Here is a 20,947-nt window from a genome sequence, read left to right on the forward strand (position 1 = left end):
CATGAAAATTAGTTTACGCATTTTATTTACTTGTTTAGTTATCTGCTTAGCCTGGGCCTGTGGAAATAAAGAAAGTGACGGTAAAAAGAAAATCGTCATAGGTGTTTCTATGTTAAGTCTTCAAAATGAGTTTATCCAAAAAGTGAGTGCCTCCTTGGAAAAACATGCCAAAGATGCCGATGTGGAATTGATTGTGGTGGATGCAGAACGCTCGGCTTTGAAACAAGTGGAACAAGTGGAGAATTTCATCAGTCAACAAGTAGATGCCATTATATTAAATCCTGCTGAATTTGAGGCAAGCTCTCCAGCTATTTTGCGAGCTAAAAAGGCGGGTATTCCCATCGTCAATGTTAATTCTTCTACCAAAGAAAAACCTGATGCATGGGTAGGTTCTGATGATGCAGAGTCCGCTAAAATGGCGATCGATTTTTTAGCCAAAAAATTAAATGGTAAAGGCAATATCGTGATTATTCAAGGCTATATGGGACAAGCAGCCCAAATAGATCGTGAACGTGGGGCGGTCGAAGCGTTAAAAGCATATCCCAACATCAAGTTGCTAGCCACTCAAACAGGAGAGTGGGATCGGGCTAAGTCCATGTCCTTGATGGAAAATTGGATTCAATCCTATGGAGATCAAATTCAAGGCGTATTTGCCCACAATGATGAAATGGGCCTAGGTGCTTTGCAGGCATTATTGGATGCGAAAAAGAAATCACAAGTTGTGGTGGTGAGTGTGGATGGAATCGGTGATGCAATCAAGGCTGTTGATGCAGGAACATTAGATGCTACAATCTTGCAAAATGCAGAGCAACAAGGGGCCCAAGCGATTGCCATGGCCTTGGATTTAATTAGTAAAAAGCCGATTAAAGACACTCAGGTCTTGATTCCGTTTCAAGTTAAAACTAAATAGATTTCAGCTTTTTAATCAACCTTCTCCATGAAAAAGTTCCTCTTTTTTTGTTTGATAAGCACCACGATTATGGCACAGCAAAAACCATTTGTAGCAAATTATGATGAAAGCAAAGTAGGTCCTATTACCTTGCCTGACCCATTATTGATTGGTTCTAAAAAAATAAGCAGTAAAGAAGATTGGGAGAATAATAGAGCCCAATGGTTGACCTTATTTGCTGATTACATGTATGGCCAAATGCCTAAAAAGTCAGTTAAGCAGACCAATAAGCTGATATCTCAAAAGGAAATTTTAGGTGGAAAAGCCATTCAGTCGATTTGGAAAATGGATTTTGCAGGAAAAGTTCAAGCTACCGTGGTGGTGATTTTGCCTAAGTCAAATAAGCCTGTTCCTGTATTTATGGGATTGAATTTCTGCGGAAATCAAACGATTGGTTCCGACGAAGGTATTCCGGTTTTTGACAAATATGTGGTTTGTAATAATGATCCTAAATTCATTAATAATATTTCTCAAGCCTCATCTCGAGGTGAATGGGCCAGTAGATGGCAAATTGAAAAAGTAGTAGATGCCGGATTCGGGACAATTACTGCTGCCTGTGGGGATTTTGAAGAAGATTTTGCTCAAGGGTATAAAAACGGACTTAGAACCCATTTGGCTGCTGAACTAGGCTTGAAAACAGAGGACTGGACAGCCATTGGTGCCTGGGCATGGGGATTAAGCAGGATGTTGGACTTAGCTCAAAGTATCCCACAAATAAATGCGAAAAAAGTTTTGTTACATGGACATTCGCGACTAGGTAAGGCTGCTTTATGGGCAGGTGCCAATGACCGTCGATTCGCTGCTATTATATCCAATGAATCTGGTGAGGGTGGTGCAGCAATCAGTAGACGAATTTATGGTGAAACCATTTGGCGAATCACGAACAGTTTCCCACATTGGTTTATCCCTAAATTTGCTAGCTATGCTGATCGCGAAAATGAATTGCCCTTTGACCAGCATATTTTGTTGAGTTTGATGGCTCCTCGTCCTGTATATGTAGCCTCTGCCTTTGGCGATCAATGGTCTGACCCGAAAGGGGAGTTTTTAGGCGCCAAAGAAATGGAAAAAGTTTATGCTTTATATGGGAAAAAAGGTTTGGGAAATATTGATATGCCTGGCCTAAATCAACCTGTCGGCAAGCTAATTCGTTATCATATTCGAGATGGTAAACATGATATCAATGCATATGATTGGGAGCAATATATCAAGTTTGGGATGGAGGAAATAGGAGTTAGGGATTAGTGTTTAGTGATTAGGGTTTAGGGATTAGTGTTTAGTGATAAGTGTTTTGTTGTTTTGAAATATAGATTCATTTTCTTTTTGCTTTTAGTGCCTGCTTTGGCTTTTTCTCAACAAGCAAAGGTGAAGAAGGCTTTGCCAGAAAAAAAGAATTCCCATTTACCTTATGCCTGTATTTTTGAGGATGGGGCATACCCTGCTACCGTCATTCAAAGGAATTCAATAAGCAAGGATTCTACTTTTTTTGCTCGAATTCCGGTTGAGATAGAAGGTTGTTTAGTCTTAGCAATTCGCTTTCCTAAAGGCTCTAAATTTCTTCAAGATACCCTACAAATCAATGACATAGATGATTTAGGGAATTCCATCATTCAAGGGAAAAATGGAAATTACTATGTCATTCAGGCCAAGTATGAGCCCCTGTAAAGGTGAAATGACTATTGGTTAATTGACATCTCTCCTTTTGGCTGGTATTGGAATTGTGCCCGAATATTCCTTCGTCTTTCTGTCACCATTTCCCTTTTTTACCATTAATTTTATAGTAATTTAAAACGCCTATGACTGTTCAACAAGTAGATGTAGCCATTAATGTTTATGGAAAACCTTATCAAACGGCTGTTAGTATTTGGTCTTTGATGAAAAATTCAGGACAGCATATTCAACACATTTATCTCACCTTAGAAAAAAGTCAGCCCGAAGGTTTTGATGAAGACTTATTGCGCTCACTATTGGAAGGTCTACCCATCATTTATTTCAAACCCAAATTTTTCTTTGGTTGGTGGGAAGGAAGGCGAAAAGGCTTACTCAATCAGTTGCTGCTTTATTTTAAAGATTATCGATATTCCATTCGAAGCCAATTTCCTTGGGAAAATAGTAAATCGAATTGGTTATTTATAATGCATAACGATATGCTTTTTAATGGTGATTTAATTGGGCACTATTTAAGTAAAATTGGAGATGCCGTAGGAATCGGTCAGGTTGGTCAATGCTGGAATTGTCCAGCCTTTGGAGAAAATTGTGACGGAGATCGGTATTGGGACTATCGTCCAACCATGTCTGAATTGAAAGAATTATACCAGTCTAAACCAGACGGAAGGGCGGTCAATCATGGTTTGGTCGAAGACGGAAAAATGAGCTGGCCTCTTCCAGAATGTAGATTAAATGAACATGCTGCTTTAATCAATTTGAAGATGGCACGTCCATTAACTAGTCCTAAAGGTTCCGTGCCTCCAATAGGTTTAAAGAATAGCTTGGATAATGGTATTCCTTGGTTTCAAGGTATGACCTTAAAAGGCTATAAAATGGTCAATGAATCGTATTTGCCCTTTGCTAAACATGCTTGGACCAATGATACCGATTGTGGACATGCGTCTTTATTTGATAAAAATATGTATGATCGAGAGGAGGAAATGGCTAAGTATGAATTGGCCAAATGGAAAGATTAACTTAATGGATCTATGAAAACTATGAAAAATGTATTTGTCTTATTGCTGTGTTGTTTTCATTTTTCTCTTTTGGCTCAAGAGGCAGATAAGAAAAAAGTTATACAACGCATCCAACAAAAGGAAGTTCAATATGGCCAAATGGCCAATCAAATCTGGAAATATGCTGAGGTAGGCTATAAGGAAAAACAGAGTTCGGCTTTGCTGCAAGAAGCATTAGGTAAGGCAGGTTTTAGCATTGAGCCTGGTGTAGCTGATATTCCTACAGCTTTCGTGGCAACTTTTGGACAAGGTAAACCCGTTATAGGTATCATGGGAGAATACGATGCCTTGCCTGGAATGTCACAAGATTCCATACCAACTAAACGCAGTTTAGGCGGTACTTCTGGTCATGCTTGTGGACATCATTTATTTGGTACAGGTTCTGTGGCGGCCGCTATAGCCGTGAAAGAGTGGATGCAGGAGACCGGTCAAAAAGGCACCATCAAGTTTTATGGTTGCCCAGCTGAGGAGGGTGGTTCAGGTAAGGTGTATATGGTGCGCGCTGGTTTATTTTCTCAAGCCGACGTGATGTTACATTGGCATCCCAACAACCAAAATGTGATTTCTATGAGTAATTCCTTAGCCAACAAAGCGGGGAAATTTCGATTTTATGGTTTATCCTCTCATGCAGCAGCAGCTCCTGAAATGGGAAGATCGGCGCTAGATGCTGTGGAAGCCATGAATTATATGGCCAATATGATGCGTGAACATATTCCTTCTTCCACGCGTATGCATTATGTGATCACCCAAGGAGGAAAAGCACCCAATATTGTTCCTGATTTTGCCGAAGTCTATTATTATGTTCGATCTCCAAATCGAGATATTGTGATGGATGTTTGGGACCGATTAGAAAATGCTGCGAAAGGGGCAGCCTTGGGTACGGGTACCAAATATGAAGCGGAGCTAATTGGTGGAGTATATGAAATGCTACCAAATGATCGATTGGCTACCTTGATGCATGCCAATCTACAATGGGTAGGCGGATATACTATGACCCCTTCCGAAATAGCCTTTGCCAAACAAATCCAACAATCAGAGGGTATGAAAGCTGCTGATTTAAGCAGCACAAATCAAATTAAAGGTTTGCACGAGGGAGATAATTTAGCGACTGGTTCTACCGATGTGGCCGATGTAAGTTGGACTGTGCCTACCATTGGTTTGGGTACAGCTACCTGGGTACCCGGGACTAGTCCACATAGCTGGCAAGCAGTAGCGGCAGGTGGTACATCCATAGGTCGGAAAGGAATGATGATGGCGGCTAAAACCTTGGCATCCACTGCAGTAGATTTATTCAAACACCCTGAATGGATAAAAGAAGCTAAGGCTGAGTTCGATCAAAGACGAGGCCCCAACTTTGTCTATAAATCGCTTCTTGGAAATAGAGCACCTGCACTTAATTACCGCGATTAATCAATTCAGTGATGAAATATTGGGGGGTTTTTATTGGGGTATTTTTGATTGGGTTGACTGCTAATGCACAAATTACGCCTGCTTTGAAGTTGGAGACAGATGAATATTCTCGCTATATCATTCCTGATTTGTCCAATGGGATGATTTTATTGGAGGCCCATCAAGATGAATTTCAAAGCCTGATGAAACAATATGGCTATCAAATTTTTCAAAGAGGATACGAATACGAATATTTATCACCGACGAGTAGGGTGAATCAAATGCGACTTATCCGAAAAGAAAAAAATCAAGTATATTTTTTACTTTCTCCTACCAATATCAATCTTTTAAATCGTTTAGAACAAGCCATTTTGGCCTCGAATCCAAGTATTAGGAAAGATTCCGATGGAATGACTTGGTATACCTTTCGCATGTCCACTCCCGGGAAGAATATTGATTGGCAGATTGGAATCAAAAAGGAAGCTGATAAGGAGGATCGAGTAGGTAGAACTTGGGATATTTGGTCCAGCACCATTATTTTTAGCCGTAAATCGTAATAAAACAAAAAAGCTCCCATTCAAAAAATAAGAGCTAATTGCATTCCTGTGTTCTATAATTGTCTTGGTAACTTTCGTGGTTGGTATTTTGTTTTAATTTATTTTAATTTTTTAATAATGTATCAAAATTATACATTGTACTTGAAATAAAAAAAATATTTTTTATTTTTGAAAAAAATTATAATTTAATCATGAAAATATACCAAAGAAAAGGGGAGAGGAGTCGTGAAAATATAATTTTAGTCGCTTCAGAAGTATTAAACACCTACGGTTCAGCCATTACGATTGATGAAATTGCCCGATATACTGAAATCAGTAAGAGTAAAATCACCAATCACTTTTCTACGAAAGAGGCATTATTCATAGCTATTGCTGATCTCTATATTCATGAATTGCAACAGTATTTTGATACCATCCAGTTTTCTGATTTCTTTAATTGGAAAGAGTATATAGGTATGTTGTCCGATATCATGGACATCCAATTTAAATACCGTAACTCCATCATTTGTATCTGGACAGCTTCCTTTAAAGATGAGAATTTTATGGTTGAGCTGAAGGAATCATTTAAGCTTCGTAAAAAAAGAATGATTTGGCTTTTTGAAAAATTAGTTAAAGAAGGTTATTTGCATGATTCTGTTTTTGAAGAAAAAAACTTTGAGATTTTTTATCACCAACATGCTATTCTAGGTGTTCATTGGCTCAATACTTATTTATTATTTGACTTCCAAAAAAGTTATCAAGAAGTCAAACCTACGTATTTGGCAGGTACTATTGAGATTTATAAGCCTTATTTAACAGCGAAAGGTTTATCTGAATTTGAAGCTCTTGATTTAAAATCTTTTTTGTCAGAAAGGAAATCTTAAAAAAAGGTTAAGTTAATTTAGGAAACCGCATCCATCCTTGATTTTTTTTGATAGCATAAAAAAGCTCCCATTCAAAGAATAGGAGCTTTTTGTATCCCTGTGTTCTATAATTAATTTTTTATTTTGCGGTTACGTATTTTGTATATTAATCTAATTGATTTGTTCTCAACGATTAATGTATCAAAATTATACAATGTGATTTAAATAAAAAAATTATTTTTTATTTTTAGTCAAAAATTTATACTAATACTTTATAAAGTCATGTATTTTTACAATAAAATACTTCTTTATGCTATTATAAGCCTTGCCACGATCCAATTTTGAAAAAGATTAATAGCAATCCATACCTATAGGAGCCCCATCTGGGATCACTGGGCTAGCTTGTGCTTTCCAATCCGCAGGATGAATTAAAGCATCTTGAATATATTGCTGCATGTACATAGCAAATGGATTTGATGTAGCTTTTTTACTGAAATATTGCTGCCATTTTTTAAGACCCGCCTGAAGCTCCATTTTCGCTAATGCTGAGAGGCTAGGTGCTTGCCAGGTATTTAATAGCGCTTCACAAATTTTAAAGTTAATGGTTTCTTGGGCTGCCATTAAATAGGGTTCAGACCATGATTTCTCGATAGTATGCTGACTGATGATTTGCAATAGTTCGTTTAATCCTAAATTTTGGACATCTATCGCATGATTTTGTTGGATTCTCGAAATCCTATCTGGATGAAACAAAAAATCCAAGGTGAATTCGGCGGCTGTTTCAACGGCCCCCAGGGCATCAAACGTTAGGCCAGTCTTACTTTTAAATGATTCCCTGGTCCTAGGAAATCCGAATGCCCTTGGTGGAAATAAGCTTAGTTTTTCTTTGGGTATGGCTATTTCATTGGCTTGTAATGTCCTCATTAATTGCTGAAGCGCCTCTAGCTGTAAGGCTTTACTGGCCGGTTTTAATACTAACTCTTTTCCTCCTTTGATGGCATAATTATATTCATAGCCCCCAATCATTTTACTAACTGCTTCGGTTTGATAGCGGTGCATGAAATACAATGGGACAAACATGTCTTCTAATTTGGAATAGCTTTCACCCTCCCGCATGTTGTCAACAGAAAATTGTTTAATCGCTTGATTTCTAATGCCTAAAATACGTTGCAATTCATCTACTATTGTGCTGCCATTATCCCATAAATGGGCATAAATATGGGCACCTCCTGGATTTCGGGCATCAAAATCAGTAATAAACCTTAAGCCTTTTTCGTAGGCTTTATCTAATATTTTTGGTAATTCCGCATCTGTATGCTGGCCGTAAGCATAATCCACTGATACTTTATCCCATTCTCCTATATTACGATCATAGGCCTTACTTAAATCGATTTCTTTACCTATAAAGGCCACTTGGGGATGCGGATAATCCATGACACTCGAATTTGCTCGGGCACTAGCAGCATAATTATGCGCAAATCCAAGAGTATGCCCTATTTCATGGGCGGATAACTGACGAATCCTCGCTAAAGCCATGTCTAACATGGCTTTGTTGTTTTGATTACTTTTAGCATAAGGCGCATTCATGAGGGATTGGGCAATCATAAAATCCTGTCGAATACGTAAACTACCCAAACTTACATGTCCTTTGATGATTTCGCCAGTTCTTGGATCTGAAATACTAGCCCCATAACTCCAACCTCGGGTTGAACGATGTACCCATTGTATCACGTGGTACCTTACGTCCATAGGATCAGCATCATCAGGAAGCATTTTTACTTGAAAAGCATCTTTATAGCCAATGGCCTCAAAGGCTTGATTCCACCATCGACCACCTTCTAAAAGCGCTGAACGGATAGGTTCAGGTGTACCATTGTCCAAATAATATATAATAGGCTTTACGGCCTCGCTGACGGCTAATTCAGGGTTTTTCTTGACTAATCGGTGACGAGTAATCCATTTTTTTTCAATGGATTCTGTCACCGGACTAGCATAATCCATAAAACTAATGGCATTAGAACCTGACCTCGGATCATACACTCGTGGTTGATATTGATTGTCGGGCAATTCGATGAATGAATGATGCTCCACCACAGTCACATAATCTGGATTGGGTGCAACCGAACGAATTTCAGCTCCCGTTCCGTTTCCGGAAAAGGTAAGTCTAGCTTCAAATTCCGAATTTTTAGGAAAAGATTTAGTTCTTTCTATTAATAAGGAGCTTCTCGATTTGTCTAATTGATAGCTTCCTTGTTTGGCTCTTGTCAAGGTTTTTAATACCCCATGGGCATCTTGCAATAAAAAATCTGTAGCATCGATGAGGTAATTTCCGTTTTCTTGCCCTTCTATTTTAAACCCAAATAGGACAGATTTGGCAAAGGCTTGTTGGACCGACATTTTTTCTAAGGCATTGTTGGTGTTTGCCCTGTACTGATAATTGGGTTGAATGAGAAATATTTTATTTCCCTGTTTCTCAAAAAATACCACTTGTTCATTCCCTAATTGACCTCTATCCAAACCTAGGTCATTGTTTCCCACCCCTTGACTTAAAGAATAGACGTATAAAAACTCTTGATTGAGTTTATCTACCGACAAATAGATTTTGTCTGAATTTTCATCGTAATAAAAATTGAAAAAACCGGAATAAGCTTTCATGGACTTTAATTTGTCCATGATTTGAGCTTGAATGGAAAAACTAATGAGTAAGAGAATAATAAGCGGACGAAGTTTATTCATTTGGATGAATTTTTAGAAAGCCATTCTTTTAGGTATCTCCAGAATGTGCAGGTTTGATATGAAGTTTCCATGGAATTTGATGCAATATCTAAAATTCATAGGAAAAATCACTTGACATTCATGGCATGATCCTCATTTTTACAAAATCCATTGAATATATCAATGAGCAGTTACCTTTTTTTCCTCCAATTCAGAGAAGAGGTTTAGTCCACAACCCAGTATTAAATAGCTAATATGTGCGGTAACCAAGAGCGAATGGTATCCATCGCTAGGACTAGGGCCAAAAAGTTGGTAAGGTGCTAAGATCAAATAAATCGACAATCCTACCATAAAAAGGATCATGGTGAATAAACCCATTCGGTATTTTTTTAGGGTGCTGCTTGACCAAAGGGCCTTGGCTACGCCTTCCGTAGCATAAAATACAATCCAAATTAGTACTAGGCTGATCATCAATGATTTAAGTAGTCTGTTATTCATGGTATTTTCTTTTTGTTTTGATACCCAAATTTCAGACCATAAGTCGCCAAATCTTGGCGGTTTACAATCAAATTGATATATTTACCTATAAATAGTTGAATAAAATTCATGACTTATTCCATTTCCCCCCAATCCCTAACCCCAAATCCCTAACCCCCAATCCCAAATCCCTAACCCCTAACCCCTAATCCCTAATCCCTAATCCCTAATCCCTAATCCCTAACCCCCAATCCCTAATCCCTAACCCCCAATCCCTAATCCCTAATCCCTAACCCCTAATCCCTAATCCCTAACCCCTAATCCCTAATCCCTAACCCCTAACCCCTAACCCCTAACCAATCCCTAATCCCTAATCCCTAAATATTCCCATGCTTCCTCCATCAGATCGACTAAAAGAAATCAACAATTTATTTTTAAGAAAGGCTTTTCAGGTGAATTACCTTCAAGTGAATCAGTATTTACTTGATCAATATGATGTGAGCAATTATTCTGAACGAAGTTTTAGTCGAGATATAAGCAGCTTAAAAGAATTATTGAAAGAGCGTTATCCCAGTTTGGAAGAAGAGCTAGGGGAATTGATTCGATTTTCTCGTTCGCAGGCGTGTTTTTATTATGTTCGACAAGACATTTCGGCTTTTCCTTCCTTTTCTGAAAATGAATTGAATCAATTGGCCTCCGTGATTGATTTAAATCAACATTTGTTTACTGACGGAGCAGGGCAGGGGATAGTCAACAAGTTGAGGGCTATCACCTTAGAAAATAATTTGACGAATTATCATGAAATCAATTTTTGGCCGAGTATTCAGTTGATTAAAGACGGAGAGAGGTCGGGTTCAGATAAAATTAAAGTGATATTAGAGGCCATTGCTGCCAAAGAGGCCTTGGCATTTTCCTATCAATCTTTGTCGCAAAGTTCCCGACCTAAACCTTATCAAGGTATACCTTTGATGATCAAAGAGTATAATAATGGTTGGTATACCGGGTGGTATGTGTTGATGCAAGAGGTAAATTCAACAGAGAAAATCGTGAAAACGAGTATCAATACCTTGCGCTTATTTGCTTTGGACCGTATGGATGAGTTAAAAAATTTATCGCAAAAGTTTAGCTTACGATACGCCCCAGATTTTTATCCTCCAGACTATTTCAAGAATATGCTGGGGATTTTACGGAATAATCTGATTTATCCAGACTTAAAGCCTGAATTAGTACAAGTAAGGGTCTTGAAATCTAGTTGGATTATCGATTATTTAAGTCAATACCCGCTTCATGCTAGCCAGACCATAGAACCCATGAAAGAAGATCCTAGCATATTGATTATTTCATGGAATATCGAAATCAACCTGGAGTTGGAGAGTTTTATTTTAAGCTATTCCCAAGAAATAAGCGTGATATCCCCAGATAAGCTTCGTAAGCGAATGAAGGAAAATTTGCAAAGGGCGCTGTTGGGGTATTAGTGGTGTAATCTGCAAAATAGAGGTCTTTGAAATAATCCTATTTTCAAAACGAACAATATGAAGATGAAACTAATTTACTTCTTTTACCTACGATGATAACAAAAAAGCCCAATAATTCTGTTGAGCTTTAATGAGCCTCCTATCGGGACGACGCGGAATGCAATTCCAATGACCTACTGATTACAAACAAAAAAGCCCAACATTTCTGTTGAGCTTTAATGAGCCTCCTATCGGGATCGAACCAATGACCTACTGATTACAAGTCAGTTGCTCTACCAGCTGAGCTAAGGAGGCTTGAATTGGGTATGCAAAAGTAAGCATCTAGGCTTAAATTGGCAAGTGTTGCCCAAAAAAACTTATATTTTTTTTAATCTTTTTTCAGTTTTTCCAATTCCTTTTGAGCCTGCGCAATCTTCTTTTCTACCTCGGCACGCAATTTATCCGCCCCTTTTGATTTAGCGAAAAACTCTAAGTTATTGGTTAACACAGCAATATCATTTTCCAATGCCTGGATCTTCTTTCGGCTATCTCCCGAATGACTTTTCCGCTCATCCGAACCACCACTCGTTTCAGCTGGCAATGATTTAAGCTCAAATCCCCAAGCAGCTAATTGCTCCTTTGGTTGGGTTCTAGCCAAATCAATCACCGCATTCCAAGTATTGCGGAATTTTTCTTGTACCTCTTTGACATTTTTACGCGGAACAAAGCCTATCGCATCCCATGCTTCTTTCTTAGCCTTTAAATTGGCCAATAAACTTGGATCCTTTAAGATTGCTTCTAAATCAGCTAAAATAGCTTGTTTAGCCAGCAAGTTTGCTTCAAATTCCTCATCTTGAGCACCTTTACCTTTGCTGCGCTTTAAATTGAAATAAGCATCACAAGCGGCCTTGAATTTGGTATATACCTGATCCTTTTGTTTCTCTGGTACATGGCCTATTTCTTTCCACTTCTTTTGCAAATCAATCACCTGCTGGGTAATCTCTTGGGTTTCTGTCCCAACCGCTACAATGCCCTCTACCTGCTCAATTAACAATAATTTGGCAGCTAAATTGGCTTTTCGTTCGGCATCAATCTTAGCAAAAAACTCACTTTTATGCTTGAAGAATAATTTCAGGTCCGACCAAAACTGATGGCTCACTTCCTTGCCACCCTCACGAGGTAATCCCCCTTTCAATTTAGCCCATTGATCCTGTAAGGCTAAGACCGCTTTACTGGCTTGATTCCATTCAGCGATACTGCCCGACTGGAAAGTAGCATGGTGGTGCATCAAATCGGCTAATTCTTTCTTAATCTTTAAATTTTCTTCATAAACGGCTTTTTGAGCTTCATTGACTTGTCTTTTCTGTTCAAATAAGACATCCAATGATTTTTTAACTCGCTGCCATAAGGCTTCATTTTCTTCTCGGTGTGCCGGGCCAATATGCTTGTATTCCTCAAACAATTCCTCCGCATCCTTCATAAGCTTTTGTAAAGGTGCGTTTTGTTTGACCAGTTCAGCTAGGCTTTCCAGCTTCACAGCAATGGTTTCCTTAGCTTGTAAGTTTTTCTTACGATCTAATTCCAACAACTCAAAGAAAATACTTCTGTTACTGTAAAAACGATCCACTAGGGCATGGTAACTCTGCCATAAGGTTTGATTCATGGGCCCTTGGACACTGCCTAAGGTTTTCCATTCATCTTGTATTTTTTTGAAAGCTTTAAAACTAGCATTGACGTGGGCTGGATCCGAATTGTCATCCGCATCTACCAAGGTGCGCAATTCATTGATCAAACGAGTTTTGCCTTCTAAGGCTTTTTCACGTACTTTTTCTAATTGTTGGAAAAAGTCTTGCTTGGCTTTTTTAATGCTGTGAATAGCCGAATCGATTTCTTGAGTTAGGTTGTCTCCTTTGTAGGTAAATCCTTCCTCAGAACCTTCATTGGTTGCTTTGAAACTATCTAAAGCTGATTGACGCTCGGCTTGTTTGATGTTATCCCAAGATTCCTTAGCTTCTTTGATTAATTCATCTACTTTTTTATACACGGCTGGCCCCGCATGATGCTGTACCAAGTCTTTTAGTTTCCCAAAAAAGCGATGCAAATGCTCTTTTGAATGTCCGTCTTCCAATATGGGATATTCCACTGATTTATCATCTGTGTGGAAAATGGCTTCGGTAGGACTACTTAATTCAATCTCTGCACTGCTTTCAACTGCTTTTTCTGTATCCTCCAAGGGGGCAACAGGGGTAGGGTTGACTGCTTCTGCAGAAATCTCTTCAGCTTTTGGGGTCTCTTCGGTCATCATACTCATCGTTGTTTGCGTGTTTAAACAAGTAATTTTTCAAAAATACGCTCCATCGATACAGCATAACCTAATTTTTCTTTAAGGTCTGCTATAGAAATGCGCTCCTGACTCATTGTGTTGCGATCACGTACGGTTACCGTATCGTCTTCCATCGTTTGGTAATCAATCACCACACAATAAGGGGTTCCTATTAAATCCTGACGAGTATAACGCTTTCCAATGGCGCCACCCTCATCGTAGGTAGTATTAAAGGCAAATTTCAGTGAACGGTTGATTTCCTGAGCTTTTTCAGCGAGACCATCTTTTTTCACTAAGGGCAATACCGCCACCTTGATAGGGGCAATTGCTGGGTGTAAATTAAGGTAAATTCTTTGTTTTTGTTGATCTCCTTCACCAACTATTTCTTCTGTGTAGGCATTACATAAGACAGCCAAGAACAAACGGTCAGCTCCAACCGATGTTTCAATCACATAAGGAATGTAGTTTTCGTTGATTTCTGGATCAAAATATTGTTGTTTTTTTCTAGATAAATCTTGATGTGCTTTCAAATCAAAATCTGTTCTAGAGTGAATACCTTCCATTTCTTTGAAGCCAAATGGGAATTCATATTCAATATCCACTGCGGCATTGGCATAATGCGCCAATTTCTCATGGTCATGGAATTTCAACTTCGACGCAGGTAAACCTATGGCCTGATGGAATTTCATACGTACTTCTTTCCATGCAGCATACCATTCCATTTCTGTACCAGGGCGAACAAAGAATTGCATTTCCATTTGTTCAAATTCACGCATGCGGAAAATAAAGTTTCTCGCTACAATCTCGTTACGGAATGCCTTTCCTATTTGAGCAATACCAAACGGAACCTTCATGCGGCCCGTTTTTTGTACATTCAGAAAATTAACAAATATTCCCTGTGCTGTTTCTGGACGTAAATAAATTAGGCTGGCATCTTCGGATACGGCTCCCACTTGCGTAGAAAACATCAAATTAAATTGACGCACCTCAGTCCAGTTAGCTGTATTGGATATAGGGCAGGTGATGTTTTCATCGATGATGAGTTGCCTAACTGCTTCTAAATCTCCTGCATCTAAAGATTTGGCCATTTTTTGTAGGAGGGCTTTGCCAACTTCCTCTTTTCCTTCTGCCTCATATTGGGCTGCACGGTCCTCTAATAAAGTATCTGCCCTGTACCTTTTCTTGGAATCTTTATTGTCGATCATCGGGTCATTGAATGAATCCACGTGACCGGAAGCTTTCCAAGTTAGGGGATGCATGAAAATAGATGCATCGATACCTACAACATTATCATTTAGCATGGTCATGGCTTTCCACCACACCATTTTTAAATTATTTTTTAGTTCAACACCATTTTGGCCGTAATCGTACACTGCCTGTAAACCATCATAAATTTCTGAGGAGGGAAAAACGAAGCCATATTCTTTGGCATGCGATATAATATCCTTTAAAGCTGAGGCGGTGTCTTGTTTTTTATTTTCCATTAAAGCAATCAAATTAGGGCGCAATTTACCGAAAAGAATGAAAGTATGAGGCTTGGCTATTGAATTTTCTTAATTTTACGGCGCTATTTGCGACCAATGGACAAAATTCTCTGTATTCGTTTTTCATCTTTAGGTGATATTATCCTAACAAGTCCCATCATTCGGGCCTTGAAACAACGATATCCGCAAGCAGAAATTCATGTGGTGACCAAACAAGCCTATGCCAATTTGTGGGATGGAAACCCTTACGTTCATCAAGTGCATACTTACCAAGGTAGCCTTTGGCAATTAGCCTCTTCATTGCGAAAAGTAGGTTTTGATGCGGTCGTTGATTTGCACAAAAATGTACGATCCCATCTTTTATGCCTTTTATTGGGTAAAAAACCTTTTCAGATTGACAAGTTTACTCGAGAGCGCAAGCTTCTGGTGAAAAAGAAAATCAACCTTCTCCCTAAAAAGCATTTGGTCGACCGTTATTTTGATTCCTTGCATGAATTGGATATTCATTCGGATGGACAAGGACTGGATTATTTTATACCTGAGGGGCAGGCGGTTAAACCTACTGATTTTGGAATAGAGGGGAAATATGTTGTGTATGCCATTGGAGCTCAATATGTTACCAAGGTGTTGGCTTATCCCAAAATGATTGAATTATGTGATAGGATAGAAGGAAAGCTAGTGTTAATTGGGGACAAATGGGATGAAAATTTTGGATATCGATTATCCACTTTGTTTCCAGATAAGGTGATTAATTTGTGTAATAAAACATCTGTGGCGGCATCTGCCTCGCTAATGCAACAAGCCGAATTTGTCATAGCTCATGATTCTAGCATGATGCATATTGCAGCTGCTTTGAAAAAACGATTGTTTGTATTGTGGGGTGCGACTCACGCAGATTTTGGTTTTTATCCATATCAAACTGAGTTTACGTCCATTGAAAATACCGAAATTACTTGTCGGCCCTGTTCCACCCAAGGAGCAAATTATTGTCCATTGGGACATTTTGACTGTTTAAATAAGATTTCTTTAGACCCCATTATTAGCGCTTCTCAAAAATTATGAAAAACGTATCTTTTGCCTTAGTTCAATTGTCTGTTTCAGAAAATTTAACTGAAAACTGGAATAAAACTATGCAATCCATTCGTGATGCCGCTGCAAAAGGGGCGCAGGTGATTTGCTTGCAAGAATTATTTAAATCGATCTATTTCTGCTATGAAGAAAATCCTCGGTTTTTTGAATTGGCGGAAGCCATTCCAGGGCCTAGCACAGATGCATTAGGGGAATTAGCTAAAGAGTTGAATGTGGTGATTATCGCCTCTTTGTTCGAGAAAAGAGCGGCCGGTTTATATCATAATACCACAGCCGTAATTGATGCAGATGGTGCCTATTTAGGTAAGTATAGGAAAATGCATATTCCGGATGATCCGGGGTATTATGAAAAATATTATTTCACCCCAGGAGATTTAGGTTATCAGGTGTACCAAACAAAATTTGCTAAGATTGGGGTTTTGATTTGCTGGGACCAATGGTACCCCGAGGCAGCTCGTTTGACGGCATTGAATGGAGCTGAGGTTTTGGTTTATCCAACGGCCATTGGTTGGGATTTGGAAGAGAAAAATGGGGAAATCAATCGGGAACAATACCAGGCCTGGCAAACGATTCAACGCAGCCATGCGATTGCTAATGGCATTCCAGTAGTTTCGGTGAACCGGGTGGGTATAGAAAATGGACAACAATTTTGGGGTGGGAGTTTCGTCTCCAACGCATTTGGGAGGGTAATGTATCAAGCACCGCATGACCAAGAAGAGATTGCTGTGTTATCAGTGGACGTAGAATCCAGCGAGTATTATCGTAAAACCTGGCCTTTCTTCCGCGATAGGCGAATAGACTCCTATAGTGAAATTGTTAAAAGGTTTGGGGAGTGAGAATGGAGAATTAAGAATGGAGAATGGAGAATGTAGAATGTAGAATGTAGAATGTAGAATGTAGAATGTAGAATGGAGAATGGAGAATGGAGAATGGAGAATGGAGAATGGAGAATGGAGTATGTAGAATGGAGTATGTAGAATGGAGATTGTGGAGAGGAGTAATAAAAATTCTACATTCTACATTCTTAATTCTTCATTCCAAAAGATCCCCCAAAAACATCAAATACGGTGCTAGGGCTTCTGAGTCCATATCCTGGAAGCGATGGTAATGACCACCTAGAAGATTATGAAGTGTAGGTTTTAGTCGCTTCCAACGAGCTTTGGGTAGATGTCCTCTTCTTTCTAAATATTCGATTTTGGTATCTAATGGCTCTAAAGAAAGTTGTGGATTGCTTGCCAGCATGGCTTCCCTAACTTGACAAAGGAATGCCCAGCTTTTCTGGTAGGGAGCTAATTTATCCTCATGAGAGCGACTCATTCGATCAACCATGGTAGGAGGTTTTCCCTCTGAACCTTTGACGCCTACTTGCTGCTCTGAATGCAAACGGTAGTGAACATAGGTAGCTGGAATAAAATCAATTTTATTTTCTGCTGCTGCCATTATTCCCAACCAAGCATCATGTAAGAAGGAGTCTGGAAGTGAACTAGGGAAGGGGCATACTCTTTCAAAATAGGACTTTCTAATTCCCATGGTACATCCTGTTACCCGATTTCCATCTAACAGAATTTCAAGGGATTTACCATTTTTCCATTCTTGTTGCTGCTTGGGCCGAAAGCGAAAAGATTGCCAGAGTTGCTTTCCTGAGGTTTGACCAAATTCATCTACCAATAAGGCATCAGTAAATATGGCGTCTACTTCTGGATGTAAATTAAAATAGGTATACACGCGCTCCAGCTTTTGAGGAACCCAATAATCATCTTGGTCAGCGGGAAAAATAATGTCACCCTGACAAAGCGACATGGCCTTTTCGAAGTTACGATAGGTACCTAATCTTGTAGGGTTTTTATGAATTTTAAGGGGTAATTTATCGGAAAATTGTTCTAAAATAGCCAGCGTTTGATCAGTAGAGCCTTCATCGCAAACGATGATTTCATCGGCTTGCAAGGTTTGATCTACGAAGCTACTTAGTTGTGTTCTTAAAAACTTTTCCCCATTACGGGTACATAATGCGATGGATATTTTCACAATTTAAACTTTAATGGGCCTCCAACCAATTTGCTCCAACTCCAATACCCGTTTCAATGACTACGCCCAAATCAAGGGCTGAACACATGATTTTGTCAATTCTCTCACGAAGGTAGCCAATTTCATTCACATGAGCATCAAATACAAGTTCGTCATGTACCGTCAATATCATTTTCGATTTTAGATTTTCTTTCCACAAAAAGTCTTGAATTTGTATCATCGCTACTTTTATCATATCTGCAGCAGAACCTTGAATAGGAGCATTGATTGCATTTCGCTCAGCAAATCCACGTTCATTCATATTAGGCGAAAGAATATCCTTTAAATACCGTCTTCTTCCTAATACTGTTTCTACATAGCCCAAATCCCTAGCTTTCGCTATACTTTGGTCCATATACGACTTTACTTTGGGGAACTCAATGAAGTATTGGTCGATAATCTCTTTGGCTTCTGTTCTTGAAATACCAATTTGTGCAGCTAAGCCAAAGGCAGACACACCATATATAATTCCAAAATTGACCGTTTTGGCTTTCCTTCTCATATCCGAACTTACCTCTTCCAATGGAACTTGAAATACTTTCGCAGCAGTTGCTTTATGTACATCCAATCCCTTATTGAAGGCCTCACACATGGATTCATCCTGGGAAAAGGCCGCCATGATCCGCAGTTCAATCTGAGAATAATCGGCAGAAAGTATTTGATATTCCTCATTTCTAGGAATAAAAGCCTTCCTAATTTCTCTTCCCCTCACTGTGCGGATCGGGATGTTTTGCAAGTTGGGGTCCTTGGAAGATAATCGACCAGTAGCAGTTACGGCCTGCATGAAGGAGGTGTGAATTCGGCCTGTTTTAGGTGATATCAATTGAGGTAAGGCATCCACATAAGTGGACTTCAGTTTTTGTAACTCCCTGAAATCCAATATCAAAGAAGCTATTTTGTGTTCTCCCTCTAATTTGGAAAGAATCTCTTCCCCAGTCATATATTGACCAGTTTTGGTCTTTTTAGCCTTGGGGTCTAATCGAAGTTTTTCAAATAATACTTCGCCTAACTGTTTAGGTGAAGCGATATTGAACGATTCACCTGCTAATTCAAATATCTGTTTTTGAACTTCCTGGGAATCTTTTTCCAGGGTATTCGACATGTCTTGTAAAAAGGGAATGTCCAATAACACACCCTCTCTTTCAATAGTAGACAAAACCCTTGCCAAAGGCATCTCAACCTCTTTAAATAGCTGAATGGTTTTATCGTTGCTAGCCAGTAACTTATCTAAATGGGGCTTAATTTGCCAAGTGATATCGGCATCTTCAGCCGCATATTCTTTGACTAATTCCACATCCACATCACGCATATTGCCCTGTTTTGCCCCTTTTTTGCCAATTAACTTTTCAATGGACATAGGTTCATAATGCAAATAGCTCATGGACATGGCATCCATATTATGGCGTTTTTCTGGTTCAATCAAATAGTGGGCCAACATGGTATCATAGGTTTCACCTTTGATTTCAATGCCATAATTGGCCAGGACGCTCATATCGTATTTGATATTTTGAGCAATTTTTTGAATGTTTTCATTGGCAAATAACTCTTTAAACAAGTCAATTTGCTGTTGACAGGCTGCTTTATCCTCAGGAAAAGGGATGTAAAAGGCTTCTCCCTTGCGATAGGCAAAAGACATTCCCACTAAATCCGCATCGATTGCATTGATGTTGGTCGTTTCTGTATCAAAACAAAAGGATGATTGTCTCGCCAAATAGGAAATCAAGCCTTTGATTGCCGCTTCACCTTGAACTAGGTGGTATTGGTGCGGGGTATTTTCTAGGGTATTGAAGGACTGATAGGATGATGAGTCGTCCTCATCGTTTGAATCACTTTCAGCTGAAATAGCTGGGCTAGGCGATGCAGGGCTAGGACTACCAAACATATCCATTTGATTGGCCGCTACTTTCGGACCAGCCTTTGTTTTAGGAGCTGCTGGTTCAGAAGTGGGATCTTCACCCAAGATTCTTTTTCTCAAAGTTCGGAATTCCAACTCCTCTAACAATGGCTCCAACAAGGCTTTATTGGGCGGTGTATAAAGTAATTTCTCCTCCTCATATTCAAGCGGAACCTCACATAAGATTCTAGCCAAATGCTTGGATAAAATACCTTGCTCTTTGAAATTAACGAGGTTTTCTTGTAGTTTTCCCTTCAGCTGATCCGTATTTTCTAATAGGTTTTCCAGAGAACCAAATTGCTCAATGAGCTTTTGAGCTGTCTTTTCTCCTACACCTGGAATGCCTGGAATATTATCTACTGCATCACCCATTAATCCTAGCATATCGATTACTTGATCTACATGCTGTATATTCCAACGGGCACAAACTTCCTCTGGACCTAATATTTCAACGCCTTTACCCATGAAGGCAGGCTTATACATTTTAATTCTTTCCTCGACCAATTGCCCGTAATCCTTGTCAGGTGTCATCATGTAAACTACGATATCCGGATTGGCTTTAACCGCTTTTTTGGCGATGGTTCCAATGATGTCATCTGCCTCATAGCCATCCATGATTAGGAGCGGGATATCCATGGCTTCAACCAAACGTTTTACATAAGGAATGGCAATGGTAATGTCCTCTGGCTGAACCTGCCGCTGTGCTTTATAGGGAGTGTATTCCACATGGCGAAAAGTAGGAGCCGAAGTGTCAAAGGCCACACCCAAATAATCAGGTTTTTCCTTTTGGATAACTTCTAAAATGGTGTTTGTAAAGCCAAATACGGCACTGGTATTGATTCCTTTTGATGAGATTCTGGGAGTTTTAGCAAATGCAAAATGGGCACGATAAATCAAGGCCATTGCATCAAAAAGGAATAATTTTTTCATATATTTAATAATTATTAGATAGGCTTATGGAGCCTAAACAAAGATAAGGAATAAATACTC

The 20,947-nt window shown here is 39.1% G+C and carries 16 protein-coding genes and 1 tRNA gene; 10 read left to right on the top strand and 7 right to left on the bottom strand.

What is annotated here, in order from left to right:
• The first annotated feature begins 1 nt into the window (after position 1).
• The 7 genes from ACST15_RS11785 (at position 2) to ACST15_RS11815 (ending at position 6,478) form a co-directional block, all read left to right on the top strand.
• Complete coding sequence (locus ACST15_RS11785; protein WP_459454857.1) at positions 2-910, top strand: substrate-binding domain-containing protein; 909 nt, start codon at positions 2-4, stop codon at positions 908-910.
• A gap of 27 nt (positions 911-937) precedes the next feature.
• Positions 938-2,191, top strand: a complete 1,254-nt coding sequence (locus ACST15_RS11790) for a glucuronyl esterase domain-containing protein (protein ID WP_459454858.1) — start codon at positions 938-940, stop codon at positions 2,189-2,191.
• Between the two features lie 54 nt (positions 2,192-2,245).
• Positions 2,246-2,611 carry a hypothetical protein gene (locus tag ACST15_RS11795; RefSeq protein WP_459454859.1) on the top strand — a complete coding sequence of 122 codons (366 nt, stop codon included), beginning with the start codon at positions 2,246-2,248 and terminating at the stop codon, positions 2,609-2,611.
• Between the two features lie 131 nt (positions 2,612-2,742).
• Positions 2,743-3,630: a hypothetical protein gene (locus ACST15_RS11800; protein ID WP_459454860.1), complete on the top strand. Its 888-nt coding sequence runs from the start codon at positions 2,743-2,745 to the stop codon at positions 3,628-3,630.
• A gap of 21 nt (positions 3,631-3,651) precedes the next feature.
• A complete protein-coding gene (locus tag ACST15_RS11805; RefSeq protein ID WP_459454893.1) occupies positions 3,652-5,079 on the top strand; it encodes an amidohydrolase in 1,428 nt (475 codons plus the stop codon).
• Between the two features lie 11 nt (positions 5,080-5,090).
• Complete coding sequence (locus ACST15_RS11810) at positions 5,091-5,615, top strand: hypothetical protein (RefSeq protein ID WP_459454861.1); 525 nt, start codon at positions 5,091-5,093, stop codon at positions 5,613-5,615.
• 191 nt (positions 5,616-5,806) lie between these two features.
• The gene (locus tag ACST15_RS11815; RefSeq protein ID WP_459454862.1) at positions 5,807-6,478 is read left to right on the top strand and encodes a TetR/AcrR family transcriptional regulator; all 672 of its coding nucleotides are present in this window, start codon (positions 5,807-5,809) and stop codon (positions 6,476-6,478) included.
• A gap of 330 nt (positions 6,479-6,808) precedes the next feature.
• Here ACST15_RS11815 and ACST15_RS11820 read toward each other — a convergent pair whose 3' ends face one another.
• Both ACST15_RS11820 and ACST15_RS11825 read right to left on the bottom strand, forming a co-directional pair.
• Positions 6,809-9,193: a zinc-dependent metalloprotease gene (locus tag ACST15_RS11820; RefSeq protein WP_459454863.1), complete on the bottom strand. Its 2,385-nt coding sequence runs from the start codon at positions 9,191-9,193 to the stop codon at positions 6,809-6,811.
• A gap of 159 nt (positions 9,194-9,352) precedes the next feature.
• Positions 9,353-9,670 carry a hypothetical protein gene (locus ACST15_RS11825; protein ID WP_459454864.1) on the bottom strand — a complete coding sequence of 106 codons (318 nt, stop codon included), beginning with the start codon at positions 9,668-9,670 and terminating at the stop codon, positions 9,353-9,355.
• Positions 9,671-10,038: 368 nt separating this feature from the next.
• Between ACST15_RS11825 and ACST15_RS11830 the strand changes: the two genes are divergently transcribed.
• Entirely contained in the window at positions 10,039-11,124 is a 1,086-nt protein-coding gene (locus tag ACST15_RS11830; RefSeq protein ID WP_459454865.1) for a helix-turn-helix transcriptional regulator, read from the top strand.
• A gap of 221 nt (positions 11,125-11,345) precedes the next feature.
• On the opposite strand, the gene ACST15_RS11835 is transcribed toward ACST15_RS11830, so the two are convergent.
• The 3 genes from ACST15_RS11835 to ACST15_RS11845 all read right to left on the bottom strand — a co-directional run bounded on the left by ACST15_RS11835 (position 11,346) and on the right by ACST15_RS11845 (position 14,910).
• A tRNA-Thr gene (locus ACST15_RS11835) sits at positions 11,346-11,418 on the bottom strand.
• 73 nt (positions 11,419-11,491) lie between these two features.
• Positions 11,492-13,408 carry a DUF349 domain-containing protein gene (locus tag ACST15_RS11840; RefSeq protein ID WP_459454866.1) on the bottom strand — a complete coding sequence of 639 codons (1,917 nt, stop codon included), beginning with the start codon at positions 13,406-13,408 and terminating at the stop codon, positions 11,492-11,494.
• Between the two features lie 20 nt (positions 13,409-13,428).
• Positions 13,429-14,910, bottom strand: coding sequence for a glycine--tRNA ligase (locus tag ACST15_RS11845; RefSeq protein ID WP_459454867.1), 1,482 nt, complete (start codon positions 14,908-14,910; stop codon positions 13,429-13,431).
• 96 nt (positions 14,911-15,006) lie between these two features.
• Between ACST15_RS11845 and ACST15_RS11850 the strand changes: the two genes are divergently transcribed.
• Both ACST15_RS11850 and ACST15_RS11855 read left to right on the top strand, forming a co-directional pair.
• Positions 15,007-15,972 carry a glycosyltransferase family 9 protein gene (locus ACST15_RS11850; protein WP_459454868.1) on the top strand — a complete coding sequence of 322 codons (966 nt, stop codon included), beginning with the start codon at positions 15,007-15,009 and terminating at the stop codon, positions 15,970-15,972.
• Positions 15,969-16,835 carry a carbon-nitrogen hydrolase gene (locus ACST15_RS11855; RefSeq protein WP_459454869.1) on the top strand — a complete coding sequence of 289 codons (867 nt, stop codon included), beginning with the start codon at positions 15,969-15,971 and terminating at the stop codon, positions 16,833-16,835. The genes ACST15_RS11850 and ACST15_RS11855 overlap by 4 nt, the downstream gene beginning before the upstream one ends.
• 196 nt (positions 16,836-17,031) lie before the next feature.
• On the opposite strand, the gene ACST15_RS11860 is transcribed toward ACST15_RS11855, so the two are convergent.
• Positions 17,032-18,024: a glycosyltransferase family 2 protein gene (locus ACST15_RS11860; protein WP_459454870.1), complete on the bottom strand. Its 993-nt coding sequence runs from the start codon at positions 18,022-18,024 to the stop codon at positions 17,032-17,034.
• Positions 18,025-18,034: 10 nt separating this feature from the next.
• Positions 18,035-20,887, bottom strand: a complete 2,853-nt coding sequence (gene polA / locus ACST15_RS11865) for a DNA polymerase I (protein WP_459454871.1) — start codon at positions 20,885-20,887, stop codon at positions 18,035-18,037.
• Positions 20,888-20,947 lie beyond the last annotated feature (60 nt).

The sequence above is a fragment of the Aquirufa sp. Wall-65K1 genome, from assembly GCF_054558475.1.

Bases quoted from the DNA above. Each gene is read 5' to 3' on its own strand.
- ACST15_RS11785 (WP_459454857.1), top strand. From the start codon at position 2: ATGAAAATTAGTTTACGCATTTTATTTACTTGTTTAGTTATCTGCTTA.
- ACST15_RS11790 (WP_459454858.1), top strand. From the start codon at position 938: ATGAAAAAGTTCCTCTTTTTTTGTTTGATAAGCACCACGATTATGGCA.
- ACST15_RS11800 (WP_459454860.1), top strand. From the start codon at position 2,743: ATGACTGTTCAACAAGTAGATGTAGCCATTAATGTTTATGGAAAACCT.
- ACST15_RS11805 (WP_459454893.1), top strand. From the start codon at position 3,652: ATGAAAAATGTATTTGTCTTATTGCTGTGTTGTTTTCATTTTTCTCTT.
- ACST15_RS11810 (WP_459454861.1), top strand. From the start codon at position 5,091: ATGAAATATTGGGGGGTTTTTATTGGGGTATTTTTGATTGGGTTGACT.
- ACST15_RS11815 (WP_459454862.1), top strand. From the start codon at position 5,807: ATGAAAATATACCAAAGAAAAGGGGAGAGGAGTCGTGAAAATATAATT.
- ACST15_RS11820 (WP_459454863.1), bottom strand. From the start codon at position 9,193: ATGAATAAACTTCGTCCGCTTATTATTCTCTTACTCATTAGTTTTTCC.
- ACST15_RS11825 (WP_459454864.1), bottom strand. From the start codon at position 9,670: ATGAATAACAGACTACTTAAATCATTGATGATCAGCCTAGTACTAATT.
- ACST15_RS11830 (WP_459454865.1), top strand. From the start codon at position 10,039: ATGCTTCCTCCATCAGATCGACTAAAAGAAATCAACAATTTATTTTTA.
- ACST15_RS11840 (WP_459454866.1), bottom strand. From the start codon at position 13,408: ATGATGACCGAAGAGACCCCAAAAGCTGAAGAGATTTCTGCAGAAGCA.
- ACST15_RS11845 (WP_459454867.1), bottom strand. From the start codon at position 14,910: ATGGAAAATAAAAAACAAGACACCGCCTCAGCTTTAAAGGATATTATA.
- ACST15_RS11850 (WP_459454868.1), top strand. From the start codon at position 15,007: ATGGACAAAATTCTCTGTATTCGTTTTTCATCTTTAGGTGATATTATC.
- ACST15_RS11855 (WP_459454869.1), top strand. From the start codon at position 15,969: ATGAAAAACGTATCTTTTGCCTTAGTTCAATTGTCTGTTTCAGAAAAT.
- polA (WP_459454871.1), bottom strand. From the start codon at position 20,887: ATGAAAAAATTATTCCTTTTTGATGCAATGGCCTTGATTTATCGTGCC.